Source organism: Williamsia sp. z34 (assembly GCF_059553395.1).
The window spans coordinates 229,638-250,053 of record NZ_JCANWW010000001.1 but is presented as its reverse complement, the minus strand read 5'-3'; the positions used below and the strand labels follow the sequence as shown (position 1 = coordinate 250,053).

The 20,416-nt window shown below is 63.7% G+C and carries 18 protein-coding genes; 5 read left to right on the top strand and 13 right to left on the bottom strand.

Features of this window, described 5'->3' with window-relative positions:
• The first annotated feature begins 55 nt into the window (after positions 1-55).
• A complete protein-coding gene (locus AC51GT_RS01180) occupies positions 56-934 on the top strand; it encodes a helix-turn-helix domain-containing protein (protein WP_496327596.1) in 879 nt (292 codons plus the stop codon).
• Here the strand turns inward: AC51GT_RS01180 and AC51GT_RS01175 are convergent.
• From AC51GT_RS01175 to ctaD (AC51GT_RS01160), 4 genes are all read right to left on the bottom strand, one after another.
• Complete coding sequence (locus tag AC51GT_RS01175) at positions 931-1,725, bottom strand: aminoacyl-tRNA hydrolase (RefSeq protein ID WP_496327595.1); 795 nt, start codon at positions 1,723-1,725, stop codon at positions 931-933. The genes AC51GT_RS01180 and AC51GT_RS01175 overlap by 4 nt on opposite strands.
• A 2-nt stretch (positions 1,726-1,727) precedes the next feature.
• Entirely contained in the window at positions 1,728-2,987 is a 1,260-nt protein-coding gene (gene serB, locus AC51GT_RS01170) for a phosphoserine phosphatase SerB (protein WP_496327594.1), read from the bottom strand.
• Between the two features lies 1 nt (position 2,988).
• Positions 2,989-4,758, bottom strand: coding sequence for an aa3-type cytochrome oxidase subunit I (gene ctaD, locus AC51GT_RS01165; protein ID WP_496323561.1), 1,770 nt, complete (start codon positions 4,756-4,758; stop codon positions 2,989-2,991).
• 178 nt (positions 4,759-4,936) lie between these two features.
• The gene (ctaD, locus tag AC51GT_RS01160; protein ID WP_496323560.1) at positions 4,937-6,718 is read right to left on the bottom strand and encodes an aa3-type cytochrome oxidase subunit I; all 1,782 of its coding nucleotides are present in this window, start codon (positions 6,716-6,718) and stop codon (positions 4,937-4,939) included.
• Positions 6,719-6,980: 262 nt separating this feature from the next.
• On the opposite strand from ctaD (AC51GT_RS01160), the gene AC51GT_RS01155 reads away from it, so the two are divergent.
• Together AC51GT_RS01155 and AC51GT_RS01150 are read left to right on the top strand one after the other, a co-directional pair.
• Complete coding sequence (locus tag AC51GT_RS01155) at positions 6,981-7,958, top strand: TroA family protein (protein ID WP_496323559.1); 978 nt, start codon at positions 6,981-6,983, stop codon at positions 7,956-7,958.
• A 117-nt stretch (positions 7,959-8,075) separates the two neighbouring features.
• Complete coding sequence (locus tag AC51GT_RS01150) at positions 8,076-8,567, top strand: beta-class carbonic anhydrase (RefSeq protein ID WP_496323558.1); 492 nt, start codon at positions 8,076-8,078, stop codon at positions 8,565-8,567.
• A 14-nt stretch (positions 8,568-8,581) separates the two neighbouring features.
• Here the strand turns inward: AC51GT_RS01150 and AC51GT_RS01145 are convergent, their stop codons facing one another.
• Positions 8,582-9,955, bottom strand: coding sequence for a DUF2252 domain-containing protein (locus AC51GT_RS01145; RefSeq protein ID WP_496323557.1), 1,374 nt, complete (start codon positions 9,953-9,955; stop codon positions 8,582-8,584).
• A gap of 124 nt (positions 9,956-10,079) precedes the next feature.
• On the bottom strand, positions 10,080-11,033 hold the full coding sequence (locus AC51GT_RS01140; RefSeq protein ID WP_496327593.1) for a GlxA family transcriptional regulator: 954 nt from the start codon (positions 11,031-11,033) through the stop codon (positions 10,080-10,082).
• A gap of 125 nt (positions 11,034-11,158) precedes the next feature.
• Here AC51GT_RS01140 and AC51GT_RS01135 point away from each other — a divergent pair, with 125 nt between their 5' ends.
• A complete protein-coding gene (locus AC51GT_RS01135; protein WP_496327592.1) occupies positions 11,159-11,791 on the top strand; it encodes an isochorismatase family protein in 633 nt (210 codons plus the stop codon).
• Between the two features lie 194 nt (positions 11,792-11,985).
• Here AC51GT_RS01135 and AC51GT_RS01130 read toward each other — a convergent pair whose 3' ends face one another.
• From AC51GT_RS01130 to AC51GT_RS01105, 6 genes are all read right to left on the bottom strand, one after another.
• Positions 11,986-12,780, bottom strand: a complete 795-nt coding sequence (locus AC51GT_RS01130) for a DUF427 domain-containing protein (protein ID WP_496327591.1) — start codon at positions 12,778-12,780, stop codon at positions 11,986-11,988.
• A 163-nt stretch (positions 12,781-12,943) separates the two neighbouring features.
• Entirely contained in the window at positions 12,944-13,942 is a 999-nt protein-coding gene (gene nrdF, locus AC51GT_RS01125; protein ID WP_496323553.1) for a class 1b ribonucleoside-diphosphate reductase subunit beta, read from the bottom strand.
• Positions 13,943-13,997: 55 nt separating this feature from the next.
• Complete coding sequence (gene nrdE, locus AC51GT_RS01120) at positions 13,998-16,202, bottom strand: class 1b ribonucleoside-diphosphate reductase subunit alpha (protein WP_496323552.1); 2,205 nt, start codon at positions 16,200-16,202, stop codon at positions 13,998-14,000.
• Positions 16,178-16,708 (bottom strand): class Ib ribonucleoside-diphosphate reductase assembly flavoprotein NrdI, encoded by a 531-nt coding sequence (gene nrdI / locus AC51GT_RS01115; RefSeq protein WP_496323551.1) that lies wholly within the window; start codon positions 16,706-16,708, stop codon positions 16,178-16,180. Before nrdI ends, nrdE begins: the two co-directional genes overlap by 25 nt.
• Positions 16,709-16,794: 86 nt before the next feature.
• Entirely contained in the window at positions 16,795-17,046 is a 252-nt protein-coding gene (gene nrdH / locus AC51GT_RS01110) for a glutaredoxin-like protein NrdH (protein WP_495515245.1), read from the bottom strand.
• A 411-nt stretch (positions 17,047-17,457) separates the two neighbouring features.
• Positions 17,458-18,054, bottom strand: a complete 597-nt coding sequence (locus tag AC51GT_RS01105; protein WP_496327590.1) for an NADPH-dependent FMN reductase — start codon at positions 18,052-18,054, stop codon at positions 17,458-17,460.
• A gap of 212 nt (positions 18,055-18,266) precedes the next feature.
• On the opposite strand from AC51GT_RS01105, the gene AC51GT_RS01100 reads away from it, so the two are divergent.
• Positions 18,267-18,878 carry a TetR/AcrR family transcriptional regulator gene (locus tag AC51GT_RS01100; RefSeq protein WP_496324092.1) on the top strand — a complete coding sequence of 204 codons (612 nt, stop codon included), beginning with the start codon at positions 18,267-18,269 and terminating at the stop codon, positions 18,876-18,878.
• Between the two features lie 23 nt (positions 18,879-18,901).
• On the opposite strand, the gene eccB is transcribed toward AC51GT_RS01100, so the two are convergent.
• Positions 18,902-20,350: a type VII secretion protein EccB gene (gene eccB, locus AC51GT_RS01095; protein WP_496327992.1), complete on the bottom strand. Its 1,449-nt coding sequence runs from the start codon at positions 20,348-20,350 to the stop codon at positions 18,902-18,904.
• Between the last annotated feature and the right edge of the window lie 66 nt (positions 20,351-20,416).

Sequence of the window (20,416 nt, the reverse complement as noted above, 5' to 3'; positions counted from 1 at the left end):
GCGGGGGGTGCGCCAGTACCAGGCTGATTTCGTCGCATTACGGAAGACTGGTGCAGTGAACGACACCGCGACACTCGGCAACGCCTTGCGCCACTGGCGTGACCGCACCAACCCCGCTGACGTCGGCCTGCCGTCCGGCGGTGTCCGGCGAGCGCCCGGATTGCGACGCGAGGAACTCGCATTGCTGGCCGGTCTGTCGGTGGACTACATCGTGCGACTGGAGCGCGGCCGCGCCACCACCCCCTCGGTCCAGGTACTTGCCGCGATCGCCCGCGCCCTACGCCTGAGCAACCTTGAACGTGACCACCTGTACACCCTTGCCGGTCAGAGCACTCCGACTGCTGGGCAGATCTCGGCACACATTCCGCCCAGTGTGGGGCGCCTGCTCGATCAACTGCGGCATACTCCACTCAGCGTCCACGACGCCGCGTGGAACCTCATCTCATGGAATCCCATGTGGGCTGCACTGACCGGCGATCCGTCGTCCTGGCGAGGGGTCGAACGCAACGTCGCCTGGCGACATTTTGCCAACCTCCCCAGCCGGGTCGCCCATACGCCACCTCAGCAGGACCGTTTCGAAACAGCCCTGGTCTCCGACCTGCGCTCGTCGACGGGTCGATACCCCCACGATCGGGCGCTGGCGCTACTGATCTCCCAGATCCGCAGCGCCAGCATCAGATTCGACGAGCTGTGGACGTCTCATGTCGTCGGCGTCCACCTCTCGGACGTCAAGACCATCCATCACCCCGACCTGGGTCCGATCACCCTCGACTGCGACACCCTGACCGTCCCCGGCAGTGACCTGCGCATCGCCGTCTGCTCGGCGGCACCGAGCACAACCGCGTTCGAACAGCTCGAACTGCTCGCGGCCCTTGGCAACCAGACGATGACGCCGGCCCGGGACATCAGCCCCGGGGACATGGGCCCGCGCTAAATCCTGCCGGTCTCCGCGATCACGGTCACCGAACCCGGTGCGATCTCGGTGAACCCGGCATCGCGCACCGCAACCGCCATTCCGTTCGCATCCGCGGACAGCAGCCGTTCCCACCCCGATGTCGACGACATCCGAACCCGCACCGGGCACCCGTCAGAAAACCATTGCGCCGCTTGCCCGAGATCCATCAGTTTCACCGCCAGCATCGACGCGTGACCGACCTGCGCCGCCAGTTTCCCCAGCGACATCTCCAGCGTCGGATTCACCCACAGCGTCGGACGGATGGCAGCAGTGTCGACGTCGACCTCGGATGCCGGGGTGTCATCGCCGCGATCGTCGACCTCGGTCCCGCCGATCTGCAGTCGTGCGATCCGGCGATCGGTCTGCCCCACCGGGCCCGGCACGATCGCCCTGGCCTGCGCCGACCCGCACGTGGCGGTGACTCCTGGGACATCCTGAGCCGCTTCCCAATGCGCGCCGCGGGCACGACGGGCGATTTTCCGGATCCTGGCATCGCACCAGTTGTCCATCGCCGTCGCCCACGGCCCACCCGCCCCGCTGCGCTCATCGAGACACAGCAGCGCCACCGCGGATGCGGCCGCGGTGAGCAGGTCGATCCGGTCGACCGGCTCCGACTTCGGGATGTGCAACACCATCTGCATCGCCAACACCTGCGCGGGGTCGCCCGGATCGCTGTGTCCGCCGACGTATCCGACCAGGCGTTGGTAGCGCTGCTCAAAAGTGTCCGGACGCGGGGCGGCGTCCGGATCCTCTGCCGCTTCGGGTTCCATCGTCAATTCAGTGGAACGCGACGCAGGACACCGTCGACGGCGTCAGCCGCCTCGATCTCATCGCGCGTGACACCCAGGATGAAGAGCACCGCATCGAGGAACGGATGGGACAGCGCCGCGTCGGCAACTTCCTTCAGTGCCGGCTTGGCGTTGAACGCGATCCCCAATCCGGCGACCGTCAGCATGTCGATGTCGTTGGCCCCGTCGCCGACGGCGATGGTCTGCTCCATCGGCACACCCACGCTGTCGGCGAAGGCCCGCAACGCCGTGGCCTTCCCGGCCCGGTCGACGATCTCGCCGATCACGCGGCCGGTCAATTTGCCATCGGCGATGTCGAGGGTGTTCGCCTTCACGAAGTCGAGTTCGAGTTCGTGCGCCAACGGCTCGATGACCTGACGGAATCCACCCGAGACCACGCCACAGTGGTAGCCCATCCGGTGCAGTGTGCGAATGGTGGTGCGGGCGCCCGGCGTCAGTTCGAGTTCGTTCGCGACCTCATCGAGGACGGACACGTCCAGCCCCTCGAGCGCCGCGACCCGCTGATGCAACGACTCGGCGAAGTCGAGTTCACCACGCATGGCGGCCTCGGTCACCGCGGCGACCTCGGCTTCACGCCCGGCCCGGGCGGCGAGCATCTCGATGACCTCGCCCTGGATCAGCGTCGAGTCGACATCGAAGACGATCAGCCGCTTTGCACGCCTGGCCAGGCCACCGCGTTCGACGGCCACGTCGATGCCGTACTGGCTGGCGACACCGGCCAGACCCTTGCGGAGCGCGGCGTCTGCGGCGACGCTGTCACGGTCGACGCTGATCAGGAGTTCGAGCCCGGTGACCGGGTAGTCGGCGATTCCGCGGATCGAGTCGATGTTGCCGCCCTGGCGGGCCAACTCGCCGGCCAGTGCACTGAAACCCTTTGCACTGACCGGACTTCCGAGAACGACCACGGCGTGGGTGGAGAGCCGGCGGGTTGCGTTGTCGGCGCCGACCTCGACGGTGACGTCGATCCCCACCGAATCCATCGCCTGCTCGATGACCTCTTGGAGTTCTTCGCTGTCGCCGAAGCATTTCACCAGGACACCGAGCGTCAGGCGCGCCCGGATCACAACCTGTTCGACGTCGAGAATGCTCACCTGCCGGGCCGACAAGGCCCCGAACAGCACCGAGCTGACGCCCGGTTTGTCGTGTCCGGTGACAGTGATGAGGACAGTGGTTCCTTCGGAACCCGCGGGCACGGTGGCACCGGGGTTGATGTTGCTGGTCACGTCAGTTCTGATCGGATTCTGTGGAGGATTCGTGGCTGCCGACCTCGAGCGGTCCGTGCTTCGCTGCTTCGGCTTTCTCACTGATGTGACCCACATGGGCTTCGTCGCGCATGCGTTCAACCATATGCGGGTAGTGCAACTCGAATGCAGGCCGCTCCGACCTGATGCGTGGGAGCTCGGTGAAGTTGTGTCGCGGCGGCGGACATGTCGTGGCCCATTCGAGCGAGTTGCCGAATCCCCACGGGTCGTCGACCGTGACCACCTCGCCGTAGCGGTAGCTGCGGAACACGTTCCACAAGAACGGCAACGCCGATACACCGAGGATGAAGGCGCCGATGGTCGAGACCACGTTGAGCTCGGTGAACCCGTCCGAACTCAGATAGTCGGCGTAGCGACGTGGCATGCCCTCACCGCCCAGCCAGTGCTGCACCAGGAACGTCATGTGGAAGCCGATGAACGTCAGCCAGAAATGGATCTTGCCCAGGCGCTCGTCGAGCAGGCGGCCGGTCATCTTCGGGAACCAGAAGTAGATACCGGCATACGTCGCGAACACGATGGTGCCGAACAACACATAGTGGAAATGCGCCACCACGAAGTAGCTGTCCGTGAGGTGGAAGTCGAGCGGCGGGCTCGCCAGGATCACACCGGTCAGTCCACCGAACAGAAATGTGATGACGAAGCCGACCGCGAACAGCATCGGCGTCTCGAAGGTCAGGTGACCTTTCCACATCGTGCCGATCCAGTTGAAGAACTTCACACCCGTGGGAACCGCGATCACAAATGTCATGAACGAGAAGAACGGCAACATCACCGCGCCGGTGGCGTACATGTGGTGCGCCCACACCGCCACCGAGAGCGCCGCGATCGCGAGGGTCGCATATATCAGTGTCGAGTACCCGAAGATCGGCTTGCGGCTGAAGACCGGGAAGATCTCCGAGACGATGCCGAAGAACGGCAGCGCGATGATGTACACCTCGGGATGCCCGAAGAACCAGAACAGGTGCTGCCACAAGATCACCCCGCCATTGGCCGGGTCGTACAGATTCGCATCGAATTGTCGGTCGACGAACAGACCCATCAGCGCCGCGGTCAGCAGCGGGAACGCCATCAGGATCAGGACGCTGGTCACCAATATGTTCCAGGTGAAGATCGGCATCCGGAACATCGTCATGCCCGGAGCACGCAGGCAGGCCACGGTGGTCACCATGTTGACCGCGCCGAGGATGGTGCCCAGCCCCGAAACACCCAGCCCCAGGATCCACATGTCTCCGCCCGGCCCGGGCGAGTGAATCGAATCGGTCAGCGGGGTGTACGCGGTCCAGCCGAAGTCAGCTGCACCACCGGGGGTGATGAAGCCCGCCAGTGCGACGGTCGATCCGAACACGAACAGCCAGAAGCTGAACGCGTTGAGCCGCGGGAACGCGACGTCAGGCGCGCCGATCTGCAACGGCAGCACCACGTTGGCGAAGCCGATCACGATCGGGGTCGCGTACATCAGCAACATGACGGTGCCATGCATCGTGAAGAGCTGGTTGTACTGCTCGGTCGAGAGGAACTGCAGACCGGGCACCGTCAGCTCGGCGCGCATCAGCAGCGCCATCAGACCGCCGATGAGGAAGAACGCGAAACAGGCGACCAGATACATGATGCCGAGCAGTTTGTGGTCCGTGGTCGTCAGCATCTTGTAGATGAACGAACCTTTGAGCCCCGTGCGCTGGGGGTAAGGCCGTACCGGCGCAATCAGAGTCTTGGGCTTGTCTACCGCGGTCACGGGATCCCCCTACCTGCAAAGGTCGGTCACGACGTCACCAAAAACCATCCATCAGTGACCACGATTGAAGAGCTCGGCATGATCTGGATCTGATCGTAAACCCAAACGACGACAGAAGCCGGTCATCTCCTACTTGTCGTAGGAGATGACCGGCTTTTCTCGTTGCTGAAAACCTAGGTCAGCTGGGATCCGCGTCGGTGGAAGATTCGTGGCTTCCGACCGTCAGTGGATCACGTCGCGCCTTCTCTGCGTGGTCGCTGGCCTTCCCGTGTCCGGGTCCGACATGTGCCTCGTCGCGCATGCGATCGATCATGTGCGGGTAATGCAGCTCGAACGCAGGCCGCTCCGAACGAATCCGGGGAAGCTCGGTGAAGTTGTGGCGCGGTGGCGGGCAACTGGTGGCCCATTCGAGCGAGTTACCGAATCCCCACGGGTCGTCGACCGTGACGACCTCGCCATAGCGGTAGCTACGGAAGACGTTCCACAGGAACGGCAGGGTCGAGGCACCGAGGATGAACGCACCCACCGTCGAGATCACGTTGAGTGTGGTGAACCCGTCCGTACTCAGATAGTCGGCGTAGCGGCGCGGCATGCCCTCGTTGCCCAGCCAGTGCTGGACCAGGAAGGTCATGTGGAAGCCGATCATGGTCAGCCAGAAGTGGATCTTGCCCAGTCGCTCGTCCAGCATGCGTCCGGTCATCTTCGGGAACCAGAAGTAGATGCCGGCGTAGGTGGCGAACACGATCGTTCCGAAGAGCACGTAGTGGAAGTGTGCGACCACGAAGTAGCTGTCCGAGAGGTGGAAGTCGAGCGGCGGGCTGGCGAGCAGCACACCGGTCAGACCACCGAACAAGAACGTGATGATGAAGCCGACCGAGAACAGCATCGGTGATTCAAAGGTCATATGACCCTTCCACATCGTGCCGATCCAGTTGAAGAACTTCACACCGGTTGGCACTGCGATGAGGAATGTCATGAACGAGAAGAACGGCAACAGCACAGCGCCGGTGGCGTACATGTGGTGAGCCCACACGGCGACAGACAGTGCAGCGATCGAGAGCGTGGCGTAGACCAGGCCGCTGTAACCGAAGATCGGTTTACGGCTGAAGACCGGGAAGATCTCCGAGACGATGCCGAAGAACGGCAGCGCGATGATGTACACCTCGGGATGCCCGAAGAACCAGAACAGATGCTGCCAGAGGATCACACCACCGTTGGCAGGGTCGTACAGGTTCGCACCGAACTGACGGTCGACTTCCAGACCCATCAGGGCTGCGGTCAGCAGCGGGAACGCCAGCAGGATCAGGACGCTGGTCACCAGGATGTTCCAGGTGAAGATCGGCATGCGGAACATGGTCATACCGGGTGCGCGGAGGCAGACCACGGTGGTGATCATGTTGACCGCGCCGAGGATGGTGCCCAGGCCGGACACACCGAGTCCGAGGATCCACAGGTCGGCGCCGGCGCCGGGCGAATGCACCGCGTCGGTCAGCGGCGTGTAGGCCGTCCAACCGAAGTCGGCTGCACCACCGGGAGTGACGAAGCCCATCAGGGCGACCGTCGATCCGAACAGGAACAGCCAGAAGCTGAACGCATTCAATCGCGGGAACGCAACGTCCGGAGCACCGATCTGCAGCGGAAGAACAACATTGGCAAAGCCGATGACGATCGGGGTCGCATACATCAGAAGCATCACGGTGCCGTGCATCGTGAACAACTGGTTGAACTGCTCTGTCGACAAGAACTGCAAGCCCGGAGCGGAAAGCTCACTTCGCATCAGCAGGGCCATCAGGCCACCGATGAGGAAGAAGGCAAAACAGACAACCAAATACATGATGCCGAGCATCTTGTGATCAGTCGTCGTCAGCATCTTGTAGATGAACGACCCCTTTGGCCCCGTGCGCTCGGGGTAAGGCCTCACCGGAACCACCTGCTTGGTGGGCTGGTCTACCGCGGTCACTGATCCTCCTACCTGCGTGGCCACTCCGGTCCGCCGCGGCGAGAAAACTTCCGCTCACGACATGAGGGCACGGCGATGAATGTGCGCTGTGAAGATCGTAAACCCTCCCTTGCGAAGGGTCCGCGCGGGCCTCCTACGAAGTGTCGTATTCGAATTCGGCGCACCCGATCCGAGGCACCGAGGGGGAACCGGTGTCAGCCGGGACAGTGCTAGTTTGGTCGGGAATTCGACCCCCCCTCCAGACAACATCGAAAGAGTGGCAGTGAGCGATGTGATCCGCCCTCGGCGCGGCATGGCGGTGTTGGCATTGGCAGCGTTGGTCGGCCTCGGCGTGACCGGCTGTATCGACTCGACGGTGCCCGGCGGCGAAGGGTCGGTCGAGCGGACCACCTCGCGCGTGGCGGCGGTCAATCTGGTCAACCCCGACCGGGACGCCAACACGACGTGTCAGCCGACTGCCCCGCTCGACCCCGGCGCACCCGACCCGCTGCGGATCCTCGTTGCCGATCCGAGTCTGCTCGACGCGCTGTGCGCGCTCGGCCTCCAGGACCGTGTGGTCGCGACGACAACCGTTGGCGGCACGCTGCCGACTTACCTGGGCGATGCGGTGCATTCACTGCCCACCATCGGCGACACCGAAGACCCCGATACCACCAAGGCCGCCGACGCCGACGCCGATCTTGTGCTGACCCTTGGGAACTCCCCTCTGACCGTCGCACTCGGTGATGTCCCCGACGTGAGCATCGATCCGGCCGCGGACTGGAAACAGCGGTTCGTCGCAGTCGCGGCCGCGGTCGGACGGACCGAGGCCGGGGACGAGCGACTCCAGGGATATCTCGACACCGCCGCCGCCATCGGGAAACGCAACGGCGCTCGATTCACCCAGGTGTCCCTGGTGCAGTTCACCGCGGATTCCACGATCGTCATGGGCACCGACACGTTCGCCGCGCGGGTGCTGGCCGACGTCGGTGCACAGCGTCCGCCGGGCCAGCGGGAACCCGGGCCAACGGTCCTCGACGACAAGAACTTCGAGATCGCCGACGGCGACATCGTCTACATCGGCTTCGACGGTCCCGACGGACAGGACCGCGGTACGTCGGTCCTCGAGACCGATCGCTGGCTCGACATGGGTGCGCCCGCCTGGGGTCGCACGCGGATCGTCGAAGATCAGGTCTGGTTCGGCACCGGCGGACTCTGCGCCGCGAACATCGTCCTGCTCAACCTCCGCGACTCCCTCTGAGCCTCCCCCACCGGCCCGTCGGCGAACGTGGTTTCCACAGGTCAGCGCCATGAAGGCAGTTGCGATCACGGTGACCGCAACCTTGTGCGCCACCGGCCCGGCGACCAGCATGAGTGCATGACCGTCACCGACGAATACCTGGAGAACAACCGCGCGTACGCGCAGACCTTCACCGGCCCACTACCGCTGCCACCGAGTCGCCATGTCGCGGTGCTCGCGTGCATGGATGCCAGGCTCGACGTCTACCGCATCCTCGGACTCGGGGCCGGCGAAGCCCACGTCATCCGCAACGCCGGCGGCGTGGTGACCGATGACGAGATCCGCTCCCTGTCCATCAGCCAGCGCCTACTCGGGACCACCGAGATCATCCTCATCCACCACACCGACTGCGGCATGCTGACTTTCACCGACGACGAGTTCAAACGGGGCATCCAGGACGAGATCGGTGTCAAGCCACCGTGGTCGGCCGAGTCCTTCCCCGACCTGGACGAGGACGTCCAACAGTCACTCGCCCGGATCGAGAACTCGCCGTTCATCACCAAGACAACCTCGTTGCGCGGCTTCGTCTTCGATGTCGCCACCGGCAAACTCGACGAGGTCACCCGCTGACGCCGACCCCACGTTCAGGGGATGTCCGGCCAACCCTTCTCCGACGCAATGTCGCCGTTCTCGACCGCCCGGGCCAACTGGGCATGGTCGGCGGCATTCTGGTCGGCGTAGGCGCCGGCGAAGACGACGAGCGCGTCCTCTGCCTTGTTGCTGCCACCGAGGTAATTCGCTATCGCCGACGCGTCCCCGCTGCGGGCGTGTGCCCGCGCCAGAGCATGTCCGCAGGCAGCGGCGAATCGCGGTAGGACCGGGGCAACACCTTCGCCTTTCGGGATGACCTTGCCGTCCCGGTATTGCCGGACGTAGAAATCCAGATCCAAGTTCAGCTCGGGATAGCGGAACGACGTCCATCCCACAAACATGTCGGTCGCGCTCTGAATCAGACGCTGCCCCTGTACAACTCGGGCACCGTGATTCTCGTACCTGCTCTTGCCGAGGAACTGCTCGTATACCGACGGTCCGGCTTGTTTGATCTGGAGGAACAACGGATCCCCGGTGCGCTGCTCTTCGAGCAGTGTCAAGAACACCCGCATACCGACGCTGCCGACGCCGACCACCTGCCGCGCGGCGTCGACCGCGTCATATCGGGCGAGGAGGCTTTCGAGGTGGTCCGGGACCGACTTGTGATATTCGGCGAGCACGCTCCGCAGAATCTCCTCGGCGGCGTCGCCGAGGCGGTGGGTGCGGTACGGGGGATCTTCGGTGATCCGTCGCCGACCTTCCACCGTCATGAGGAGCTTTTTCGATGCACCCCGACTGGTGCGCTTGCGCGCCCGGCTCTCGATCAGTTGATCGAGCGCCTCCTCGTTCTCCTTTTTCGCATACCGGTGTAACTGCTGGACCTCGATCCGGTCGTACCAGACGTCGATCTGCGGCATCGCGGCATAGCGTTTGATGTTCTTCTGATAGCTCCGATAAGCTCGTCGAACTGCTTGTTGGGCAACCGATTCCGTCACCCCGTTGTCGCGGGCCAACACGATCACACTGGCCAGGTAGCGCTTGAGATCCCATTCGAACGGCCCCGGCAGGGTCTCGTCGAAGTCGCGGAGGTCGAAGACCAGATGCCGCTCGGGCGAGATCCACATCCCGTAGTTGAGAATATGGGCGTCCCCGCACATCTGGACCATGATCCCGGTGTGCGGTGCGGAAGCCAGATCAGCGGCCATCACCGCCGCCGCGCCGCGGTAGTAGGTCCATGGCGAGTGACTCATCCGTCCGTGCCGGATCGGCAGCAGATCCGGGGCGCGAATGTCGCTCTGCGCCAAAATGGTTGCCAGTGCATCGTGCCCGCGTTTGGCAGGGTCCCACTGCCCCAGTTCGCGCCGGGAAACACGCGCCCGGGAGTCGCGGCCGACGCGTGGGTCCACGGAAACCGGAGCAATCGTCATCTCAGCACCTCGCTGTACCTTCGGTCACAGTCAAGTATTGCAGCCAGACGCGGTCAATATCGGAAAGGCGACAGACCCGTCCAGGACAACCGCGAGAGTGCAAATCCGAGTCGGCTCGTCGGAATCACCGACCGATATTTGCGAACTGCCGACGGTAGGCCGTTGGTGTTGTGGCGTAGGCGGATCCGAAGTTCTGCCGAAAAGTGACACCGCTGCCGAATCCACACGCCGATGCGATCTCGTCGATGCCCCAATCGGTGGTCTCGAGCAGCACGCGGGCTTCGTTGAGTCGCTGCTCGAGCACCCAGCGCGCGGGGGTGGTTCCGGTCGCCTTCTGGAACTGCCGCACGAAACTCCGCCTACTCATCCGGGCCTGCTCGGCGAGACGGTCGACGGTCAGCGTCTCGTCGAGTCGTCCCAGTGCCCACTCCTGCACAACCGATATCGCCGTGTCCTCGGCGGCTCGCGCGAGGGGCCGCTCGATGTATTGCGCCTGCCCGCCGTCGCGGTGCGGAGCGACCACCAGACTGCGGGCGACACGTGTCGCGACCGCCGACCCGAGATACCGGCGAACCAGATGCAGGCAGGCATCGATCGACGACGCCGTACCCGCCGACGTCATCACATCACCGTGATCGATGTAGAGCACCGAGGCGTCGATTTGGCTACCGGGGCTGCGCTGCGCCATCTCCGGCATCATCTCCCAGTGCGTCACCGCCGAACGCCCCTGGAGCACACCGGCATCGGCAATCGCGAACGCCCCGAGACACAGCCCGGCGACGAGTGCGCCACGCCCGTGAGCCCGCACCACTTCGCCTCGAAAACTGTCGGTGAGCGGTTGCAACGGCAGCGGCCACGACGGAATGATCACGATGTCGGCCCAGGCGACCGTACTCGGATCCGCCACGTCCCCCACCGAATAGCCCTCGGCCGTCCGCACCGACCCGGCCTCGTCGGACCACAGTCTCGTTTCCCAGTCCGATGCCAGTCCGAGACGTCCGAGTTCGCCGAACACCATCAACGGTGCGGCGAGGTGGAACATCGTGATGCCGTCGAAAGCGTAGATCGCGATCCGCACGTGCACTCCCTAGGTTGGCCTGAACTCATCGAAATTATGCATCTATGCCACTCACAGGTGCTACCGGATCGGCGCAACAATCAAAAGCGTCCACCCCGACACCGCGATCCATTTCAGGAGTAACCATGACCTCACCCCGCCGCGCCCTTGTTGTTGTCGACGTCCAGCAGGAGTACTTCGACGGACCCCTGCAGGTCCAGTACCCGCCGCGCGAGGAGTGCCTTGCGAACATCCTCGGCGCGATCGAGGTCGCCGACGCGCACGAAATCCCGGTGGTCATCGTTCAACACCACATGCCTGCGGGCGCCCCGGTCTTTGTCGAAGGGACACCGGGTTGGTCGCTTCACCCGGACATCGAAGCGGCAGGCAGCGGGCCACGGAAAGCGGTCCACAAGCAGTTCGGCAGCGTTTTTGCCGGAACCGATCTCGCATCATGGTTGCGGGACAACGGCATCGACACGGTCACCCTGGTCGGGTTCATGACCAACAATTGCGATCTGGCATCAGCCGTGGAAGCCGAGGGCCTGGGCTTTGCCGCCGAGATTCTCTCCGATGCCAGCGGTGCAATCAATCTCGCGAACGAGGCGGGCAAGGTGTCCGCCGAAGACCTGCACAACACGTTGATGGTGTTGCTGCAGTCCAACTTTGCCGCCGTCGGCAGCACTGCTGCGTGGACCGAGGCCGTCACCGCCGGCACCGAGTTGCCCAAGAGCAACCTGGTGGTCTCCGCCATCGACGGCGCCGCGGCCACCGCCTGACAACCCGCCGAGCGTGCCCAACCAACCGCCGAGCGTGCCGATATCACCGTTGACCGTGCCGAAACTGCATGGAGCAGAGCAGCTTTGGCACGGTCGGCGGTCGGTTGGGCACGCTCGACGGTGATATCGGCACGGTCGACGGCAGGTCAGGTGCCGCGCCTGGGAGTGGTCACTCCGAGGTGTCGCGGGTGGCCTCACCGCGACCACGGCGTCTGCGGCCGCTCACTCCGGACACCATCGACGACGAAGTCGACCTTCTCCTGGTAGAAGCAGATGCGCCCGGTGATCTGATGCATCTCCGGGGGCGGATTCTCATAGCTCCACGCGATGTCGATACCGGCGTCACCCAGGTCTGGCACCGACCAGTGGGTGGCCTCCCCCTTGTACGCACAGGTGGTCGACGTATCGCTGCGCACCAGATCCGCCAGCACATCCCCCGGTGAGAGGTAGAACCGCGGCGGCAGGTGCGTCTCGAACAGCATCAGCGGATGTCCGGATTCGGCGAGGATGTCGCCCCCTGACACCACGTGGACCACCCGGGCGCTGTGCCGGATATCGATGCGGGAGAAGGGATCCCGGGGGTGACCGAATATCCGCTCGTCTTCTTCGAACCAATCGAAGGCGGGGAAGTCGAGCACGGCGTACCCGTCGAGACCGTCGGGTAAGAACGCCTCACCCGGACCGGCCTCGCCACGCACGACCGCCGTGCGGCCTGCACAGGTGTGTTGCCCGAAATCGTTGCTCGGATCGAGCAGTCCGGTGGGCGTCACCTCGACGGTGAACGGGTGGATGTCTTCCAGCGGCAAGAGCAGCTCCGCGACCGGGACGGCGTACGACGGGACGATGCGATGCGGTTCCCAGACCAGGATGGCCTTCTCGGTACGTGCGACGCCCTGATCGGCCGAGGACACCGTCACCATCTTGGTCGTGGGTTCGTACCGCAGACTCCCGAGTGCCGCCATCAGATGTTGCCGCATCATGGTCGCCATCGTGACCACCTCCGATCCCCACCATACGACTGATCGTCGGCCCACTCGATGGAAACGAAGGCACGCTCGGCGGTGATTTCGGCCCGCTCGGCGGAGAAAGACCAACCTCCGCACCGACGGAGCCGGTGCGAAGGTTGGTTTGTCTTCAGGTTATGCAGACTTCTCAGAAGTCCCAGTCGTCGTCTTCGGTGTTGACTGCCTTGCCGATGACGTACGAGCTGCCCGACCCCGAGAAGAAGTCGTGGTTCTCGTCGGCGTTGGGTGAGAGTGCCGAGAGGATCGCCGGGTTCACGTCGGTCTCGTCCCGCGGGAACATCGCCTCATAGCCCAGGTTCATCAGGGCCTTGTTTGCGTTGTACCGCAGGAACTTCTTGACGTCTTCGGTCAGGCCGACGTCGTCGTAGAGCGCTTCGGTGTAATCGATTTCGTTGTCGTAGAGCTCGAACAGCAGCTCGAAGGTGTAATCCTTGAGCTCCTGCCGGCGCTCGGGTGTCTCCGTCTCCAGCGCCCGCTGGTACTTGTACCCGATGTAGTAACCGTGCACGGCCTCGTCGCGGATGATCAGCCGGATCAGGTCCGCGGTGTTGGTGAGCTTTGCCCGAGATGACCAGTACATCGGCAGATAGAAGCCGCTGTAGAACAGGAACGACTCGAGCAGGGTCGAGGCGATCTTCCGCTTGAGCGGGTCTTCGCCTCGGTAGTAGTCCATGACGATCCGGGCCTTGGCCTGGAGCTGTTCGTTCTCCTCCGACCAGCGGAACGCCTCGTCGATCTCCTTGGTGGAGCACAACGTGGAGAAGATCGAGCTGTAACTCTTGGCGTGCACCGACTCCATGAACGCGATGTTCGTCAGCACCGCCTCTTCATGCGGGGTGCTCGCATCGGGGATCAGGCTGACGGCGCCGACCGTGCCCTGGATGGTGTCGAGGAGCGTCAGGCCGGTGAACACACGCATGGTGAGCTGCTTTTCCAGCTCAGTGAGAGTGCCCCACGACGGGATGTCGTTGGACACCGGCACCTTCTCGGGCAGCCAGAAGTTACCGGTCAGGCGATCCCAGACCTCGGCATCCTTCTCGTCGGGCACCCGGTTCCAGTTGATCGCCGAGACCCGGCTGACCAACTTGATGGGCGCGCCGTCTGCGGGGGTATGGGTGGACGTCATCGTGCTCCCCTGATGTTCGAAAGTGAAGTAGCCGAAAGTGTTGTGTCACAAATATTTACAGCATGCATGAGACACAACCCTCGACCTCGGTGCCTTCGAGGGCCATCTGCCGCAACCGGATGTAGTACAGCGTCTTGATGCCCTTGCGCCATGCGTAGATCTGCGCGCGGTTCACGTCGCGGGTGGTGGCGGTGTCCTTGAAGAACAGCGTCAGGCTCAGACCCTGGTCGACATGCTGCGTCGCCGCGGCGTAGGTGTCGATGATCTTCTCGTAGCCGATCTCGTACGCATCCTGGTAGTAGTCCAGGTTGTCGTTGTCCATGAACGGCGCCGGGTAGTAGACGCGGCCGATCTTGCCCTCTTTGCGGATCTCGATCTTCGCCGCAACGGGGTGGATCGAGCTCGTCGAGTGGTTGATGTAGCTGATCGAACCGGTCGGCGGGACGGCCTGCAGGTTCTGGTTGTAGATGCCGTGCTCCTGCACGCTCGCCTTCAACTCGACCCAGTCGGCCTGCGTCGGGATCGTGATCCCGGACTGCGCGAACAACTCTCGGACCTTGGCGGTCTCCGGCTCCCACACCTTCTCGGTGTACTTGTCGAAGAACTCACCGGTCGCGTACTTCGAACGCTCGAAGCCGCCGAACGCCTTGCCGCGCTCCTTGGCGATCCGGTTCGAGGCGCGCAATGCGTAGAACAGCACCGTGTAGAAGTAGATGTTCGTGAAGTCGATGCCCTCTTCGGAGCCGTAGTAGACGCGCTCACGGGCCAGGTACCCGTGCAGGTTCATCTGCCCGAGACCGATCGCATGCGAGTCGTCGTTGCCCTTCTGAATCGAGGGTACCGAGGTGATGGCGGTCTGATCCGACACCGCGGTCAGTCCGCGGATCGCGGTCTCGATGGTCTGCGCGATATCCGGCGAATCCATCGTCTTGGCAATGTTGAGCGAACCGAGGTTGCACGAGATGTCTTTACCGATGTGCTCGTACGAGAGGTCGTCGTTGAACGTCGAGGCGGTCGAGACCTGCAGGATCTCCGAGCACAGGTTGGAGTGCGTGATCTTGCCGTCGATCGGGTTGGCGTTGTTCACCGTGTCCTCGAACATGATGTACGGGTAGCCCGACTCGAACTGCAGCTCGGCGAGGGTCTGGAAGAACTCGCGCGCCTTGATCTTGGTCTTGCGGATCCGACGATCCTCGACCATCTCGTGGTACTTCTCGGTCACGTTGATGTCGGCGAACGGCACTCCGTAGATGCGCTCGACGTCGTACGGACTGAACAGGTACATGTCGTCGTTCTTCTTGGCCAGCTCGAACGTGATGTCCGGGATGACCACGCCCAGCGAGAGTGTCTTGATCCGGATCTTCTCGTCCGCGTTCTCACGCTTGGTGTCGAGGAAGCGGTAGATGTCGGGGTGGTGAGCGTGCAGGTACACCGCGCCGGCACCCTGACGAGCACCGAGCTGGTTGGCGTAGCTGAACGAATCCTCGAGCAGCTTCATGATCGGGATGACACCGGAACTCTGGTTCTCGATCTTCTTGATCGGTGCACCGTGTTCACGAATGTTGGTCAGCAGCAAGGCAACACCGCCGCCGCGCTTGGACAGCTGCAGCGCGGAGTTGATGGAACGGCCGATCGACTCCATGTTGTCCTCGATGCGCAGCAGGAAGCAGGACACCGGCTCGCCACGCTGCTTCTTACCCGAGTTGAGGAAGGTCGGGGTGGCCGGCTGGAACCGTCCGTCGATGATCTCGTCGACCAGTGCCCGCGCCAGGATGGTGTCGCCGTCGGCCAGCGTGAGCGCGACCATCGAGACCCGATCCTCGAAGCGCTCGAGGTACCGCTTGCCGTCAAAAGTCTTGAGCGTGTACGAGGTGTAGTACTTGAACGCACCCAGGAAGGTCGGGAACCGGAACTTCTTGCTGTAAGCGTGGTCGAACAGACCCTTCACGAACCCGCGGTCGTACTTCTCGAGAACCTCTGGCTCGTAATAGTTTTCCTTCACCAGATAGTCGAGCTTCTCGTCCAGGTTGTGGAAGAAGACGGTGTTCTGGTTGACGTGCTGAAGGAAGTACTGGTTGGCCGCTTCGCGGTCCTTCTCGAACTGGATCTTGCCGTCGGCGTCGTACAGGTTCAGCATCGCGTTGAGCGAGTGGAAGTCCATCTCCGCCGGCTCGTGTCCGGACGGATCGGCGTGGACGCCCGACTGACTGGCCGAGGCGCCGGAGCGGGCTGCGGTTACTGGGGTTGCGGTTGGCGACACTGTGAAAACTCCTGTGATTGCGCAAATTCGTGGAGCCCGGCACGTACGCGATCGACATCGTCCGCGTCACCCATCAGTTCGAACCGATACAGATAGGGCACCTGGCATTTGTTGGAAATAATGTCTCCGGCGTAACAGAACTCTTCGCCGAAATTGGTGTTGCCCGCAGCGATGACACCGCGGATCAACGAACGATTGTGTTTGTTGTTGAGGAACTTGATGACCTGCTTCGGGACGAACCCGGAGTTACGCCCGGGTTGGCCGACCTCCGCGCCGTCCGATGCCTTGCCCCCACCATAGGTGGGACTGATCAGGATGTACGGCTCGTCGACGGTGAAGGTGCCGTCGTGATCGATCAATGGGATTCGTCGTGCCCGCATCCCGAGCTTTTCGACAAATCGGTGCGTGTTCTCCGAGACGCTCGAGAAGTAGACGATCAGCGGGGTCTCGGAGAACTCAGCAACAGCGAGCTCGGCCGTGGCGGCATGTTCGGGAACCTTCCCCATGTCCCGACCTCCACGAATTGCTGACAGGTGACGCTTGAACCAACTAGAACTCTTCGGACCGCCTTCGCGGACGGGGTCCGGGTAGATCAGGCAGCCGCTGCAACCAGGGCCTTGATGCGGTCCGGGCGGAATCCCGACCAGTGGCTGTCGCCGGTGACGACAACCGGAGCCTGCAGGTAACCGAGCGCCATGACGTAGTCGCGGGCCTCGGAGTCCTCGGTGATGTCGACGATGTCGTAGTCGAGGCCGTTCTTGTCCAGTGCCTTGTACGTGGCGTTGCACTGAACGCAAGCAGGCTTGGTGTAGACGGTGATCGTGGCGGTTGTCGCAGTGGTCATAATTCCCCAGAACTCCTTCGTGACGGAACCGATGGTTGCTACCCACACCAGCACCGGATAGCGGTACGACTTGACTTTCAGATAGTTATCCCGGCGGCTCTGCGGTGAAGAACTTCGTTGCGCTTTCGTTCCAACGCCGTAGTGCTGTTCGGTGTTCCAAACACTACACCTAGTGTCTGACAAACGGTACCGACACAAGACGTTGCGAATGACATTCATGAAAGTCCCAGGTCACGGGATCTGCACCAGCCTGAATTTCGGCGTGTCTCGGCGCGTCGGGCGTGTCTCTCACCAGCCACACGAGTCACGCCTGCCGGCCCCACGCACAAAAACACACGCCCCGGTCAGAGGCACCTGTTACAACGGGTGCAACCGACCGGGGCGTGTGCTCTTGTTCAGGTCGAAAAAACCTCAGGCGTTGGTGGTCGCCGCCTGGTCGACCAGCACGGCCACAGCCGCGCGCAGGATCTCGACGACCTCGGGGGCGTCGGCGATGGCCTTGCCACCGAGGCTCCCGGTCGACAGGTGCAGTTCCACGTCCTCGACCACCTTGCCGCCGGCGATGCCGACCGCGCGGGCGGTGTCGTCGTGCGACCACTTGCCGCCGTACTGACCCATCGCCACACCGATCACACCCACCGGCTTGCCGCTGATCGCGCCGGAGCCGTAGGGACGCGAGAGCCAGTCGATCGCATTCTTGAGGACGGCGGGAATGGTGCCGTTGTATTCGGGCGTCGCGATGAGAAGGGCGTCCACATCGGTGACCGCCGCACGCAGCCCGGTCACGGACTCGTCGACCTGATCGGTGTCGAGGTCTTCGTTGTAGAAGGGCAACTTCTCCAGTCCGCTGTACACCGTAACCTCAACGCCCTGGGGGGCATTGTCGGCCGCGACCTCGGCGAGCACCCGGTTGGTGGACTCGCGTCGCAGGCTCCCCACCAGGACCAGGATCTTCGCGGTGGCGCCAGACGTCTCGTTCGTGCCCGTAGCTGTACCGGTCAAGGTCACTCCTTATTGTTTCGCATCACTAATTGCCAAGTCTGTCTCATTTAACCGGACCCCGGTCCGAACATATTCCCGATGTGGCTACCGTTACAGTCATGGCTGTGTCCAAGTCCCCTGCGCACTCGGCTCCGAGTGAAGGCCAGTCGCGAACCGGCACAGCTGACGCCGAGCTATCGCTCCTGACCACGTCCACAGCGCCCCCACCTGCCCTCTCGATGCCGATGTCCCTCGTGGCACCCGCCGAATCCGAACGCGCGGACGCCGCCCGCAATCGTCAACTCCTATTGGAGGCCGCGACCCGCCTGATCGATCGTCATGGCGCATCCGCGGTCACGATGGACGCCGTGGCCCGCGAGGCCGGGGTCGGCAAAGGCACCGTCTTCCGCCGCTTCGGCAATCGGTCGGGCCTGATGATCGCTCTGCTCGATCATTCGGAATCGGCGCTACAGCAGGCGTTCATGAGTGGGCCGCCGCCGCTCGGGCCCGGCGCACCCGGCGACAAGATCGACCCCCTCGACCGACTCATCGCCTACGGGCGGGCTCGACTGGCGACGACAGCCGCGCACCTCGACGTCCTGCTCGAAGCCGAAGACACCGGACCACAACGATTCCTGCATCCCACCCGCACGGTGTCGGTCATCCACACCCGAACGCTGCTCGAGGCCATGGGCTTTTCCGGCGACCTCGAGTTGATGTGCATCGCGGTGCTCGCACCGCTCGACCCGCCGGCGATCCACCATCTGCACAACCACCGGCACATGTCGTTCGAACAGATCGCAGATCAGTGGGAGTCACTGGTCCGATCACTGAAACCGCCGCAGTCCTGACGCCCGCGCCGCGGGGTTGGCGCTCAGTTCTCGGGCGGCCCGATCCTGGCCCCGGCGAGATCCGGTGACATCCCGTCGTGCGAGACCAGCGCATTGCTCCGCGAGAGGGTCGGGCCCGCGGCCAGCAGCGAGATGACCGTCCAGGGCGCCGGTACCGGACTCTGCCCCAGCCCGAGTGCGACCGCGGCCTTGTGGTCCGGGATACCGAACCGAACACCCGAATCACTCACGTAGAACAGGGATTCGGCGCGGGTGCTGTCCGGCTCCGGGCCGGTGACCCGGATGTAATGCCCACGTCCCGGTTCGACGAATACCGCATCGAGTCCGGGACCGGGGCCGTCGGCGCCGGCGAGCACGACCGGCGCCGCTTTCGAACCGAGCGGCAACGCCGATCCGAGCAGCGCACCGCGGACCGCCTGATGATCGTCCTTCGTCCGCGACCACGTGCTGCACAACACCGGGTCCGCGTCCACATCGGTCAGGACCGGTGTCACCGTGGGGAAGTCGCCCACCGGCAATTCGTCGATGGTGTCGACACCGGTCAGTGCACCGGGGCCCATCGTCGCGACACTGCCGCCGCCGTCGGTGTCGGCCTGCCTGATCACCTCCGCGGCGACCTCTCCGATCTGTTGGACTCCCGTCGGCAGGGCGACGTAATAGGTCGTCCCACCGGACAGCCCGGCCACCTTGAACACCGACCCGACGGGTGTTTCCGACCCCAGCGCCGACGGCTCCCCTGCCTGCGAGATGGCCGGAACGACAAGGGGTTCGACCTCCGGGATCGCGTTGAGCAGACCGGGGCTCACGGCCCGTACCGGCACCCCGTCGATGCCCAGGGCGCGCTGCACCGGAACGCTGTCCAGATCGACCCGCGCCCGCTTCCCCTCGAAGATGAGGTAGGTCTCCTCCCCGGCGATGGCCAGGGACGCATCACTCACGCCCGCCTCCCGGACCCGGTCGCCGAGTACGGGTTCGCCGGCCACGACGGTGGTGACCACATCATCACCGGATACGGTGTCGCAGACGGTCCATTGCGAGGTGTCGGTCGACCGTGGGCCCGGTAACGCCACCGGCGCACCGGGGATCCCGAGCAACGGACCCCGCGGGTACCCGGTGAGCTTCTTCTCGGCGATCGACTTCGGCGATTCGTCGCTGTCGCTGATCAAGCGCGCGGAGGCGAGATTGAGAACCGGATGCAACGTGCCGTCGACAACGACATACATCGCGCCGGCCTTCTTGCTCACGATGATCTTCGAATCACCCACGGTGCCTTGCGGTTTGATGAGTCCGTAGACCCCGAATCCGGCCAGTACCAACAACGCGATCACCAAACCGACCAGCAGCGAACGGGCCTGTGACCGCATCGGGTCGTGCAACATCCTCACGTCGCGCCGGATCAGCGCGTGTTCGAGCCGCCGCAGCAGAAAGCGATAGCCGTTGACCTGAGCTTTTGTCGTCAATTGAGCAGGCAAAACATTCCCCCCCATCCTCCCGCCGTGTAGCGTATAGCAGCATTGGGCGCCGGGGTACGCCCAGAG

Excerpts from the sequence above, each read along its gene's own strand:
- nrdF (WP_496323553.1), bottom strand. The coding sequence starts at position 13,942 with ATGACGTCCACCCATACCCCCGCAGACGGCGCGCCCATCAAGTTGGTC.
- AC51GT_RS01135 (WP_496327592.1), top strand. The coding sequence starts at position 11,159 with ATGACCTCACCCCGCCGCGCCCTTGTTGTTGTCGACGTCCAGCAGGAG.
- nrdH (WP_495515245.1), bottom strand. The coding sequence starts at position 17,046 with ATGACCACTGCGACAACCGCCACGATCACCGTCTACACCAAGCCTGCT.
- AC51GT_RS01145 (WP_496323557.1), bottom strand. The coding sequence starts at position 9,955 with ATGACGATTGCTCCGGTTTCCGTGGACCCACGCGTCGGCCGCGACTCC.
- AC51GT_RS01175 (WP_496327595.1), bottom strand. The coding sequence starts at position 1,725 with ATGGAACCCGAAGCGGCAGAGGATCCGGACGCCGCCCCGCGTCCGGAC.
- AC51GT_RS01100 (WP_496324092.1), top strand. The coding sequence starts at position 18,267 with ATGCCGATGTCCCTCGTGGCACCCGCCGAATCCGAACGCGCGGACGCC.
- AC51GT_RS01150 (WP_496323558.1), top strand. The coding sequence starts at position 8,076 with ATGACCGTCACCGACGAATACCTGGAGAACAACCGCGCGTACGCGCAG.
- nrdI (WP_496323551.1), bottom strand. The coding sequence starts at position 16,708 with ATGGGGAAGGTTCCCGAACATGCCGCCACGGCCGAGCTCGCTGTTGCT.
- AC51GT_RS01130 (WP_496327591.1), bottom strand. The coding sequence starts at position 12,780 with ATGGCGACCATGATGCGGCAACATCTGATGGCGGCACTCGGGAGTCTG.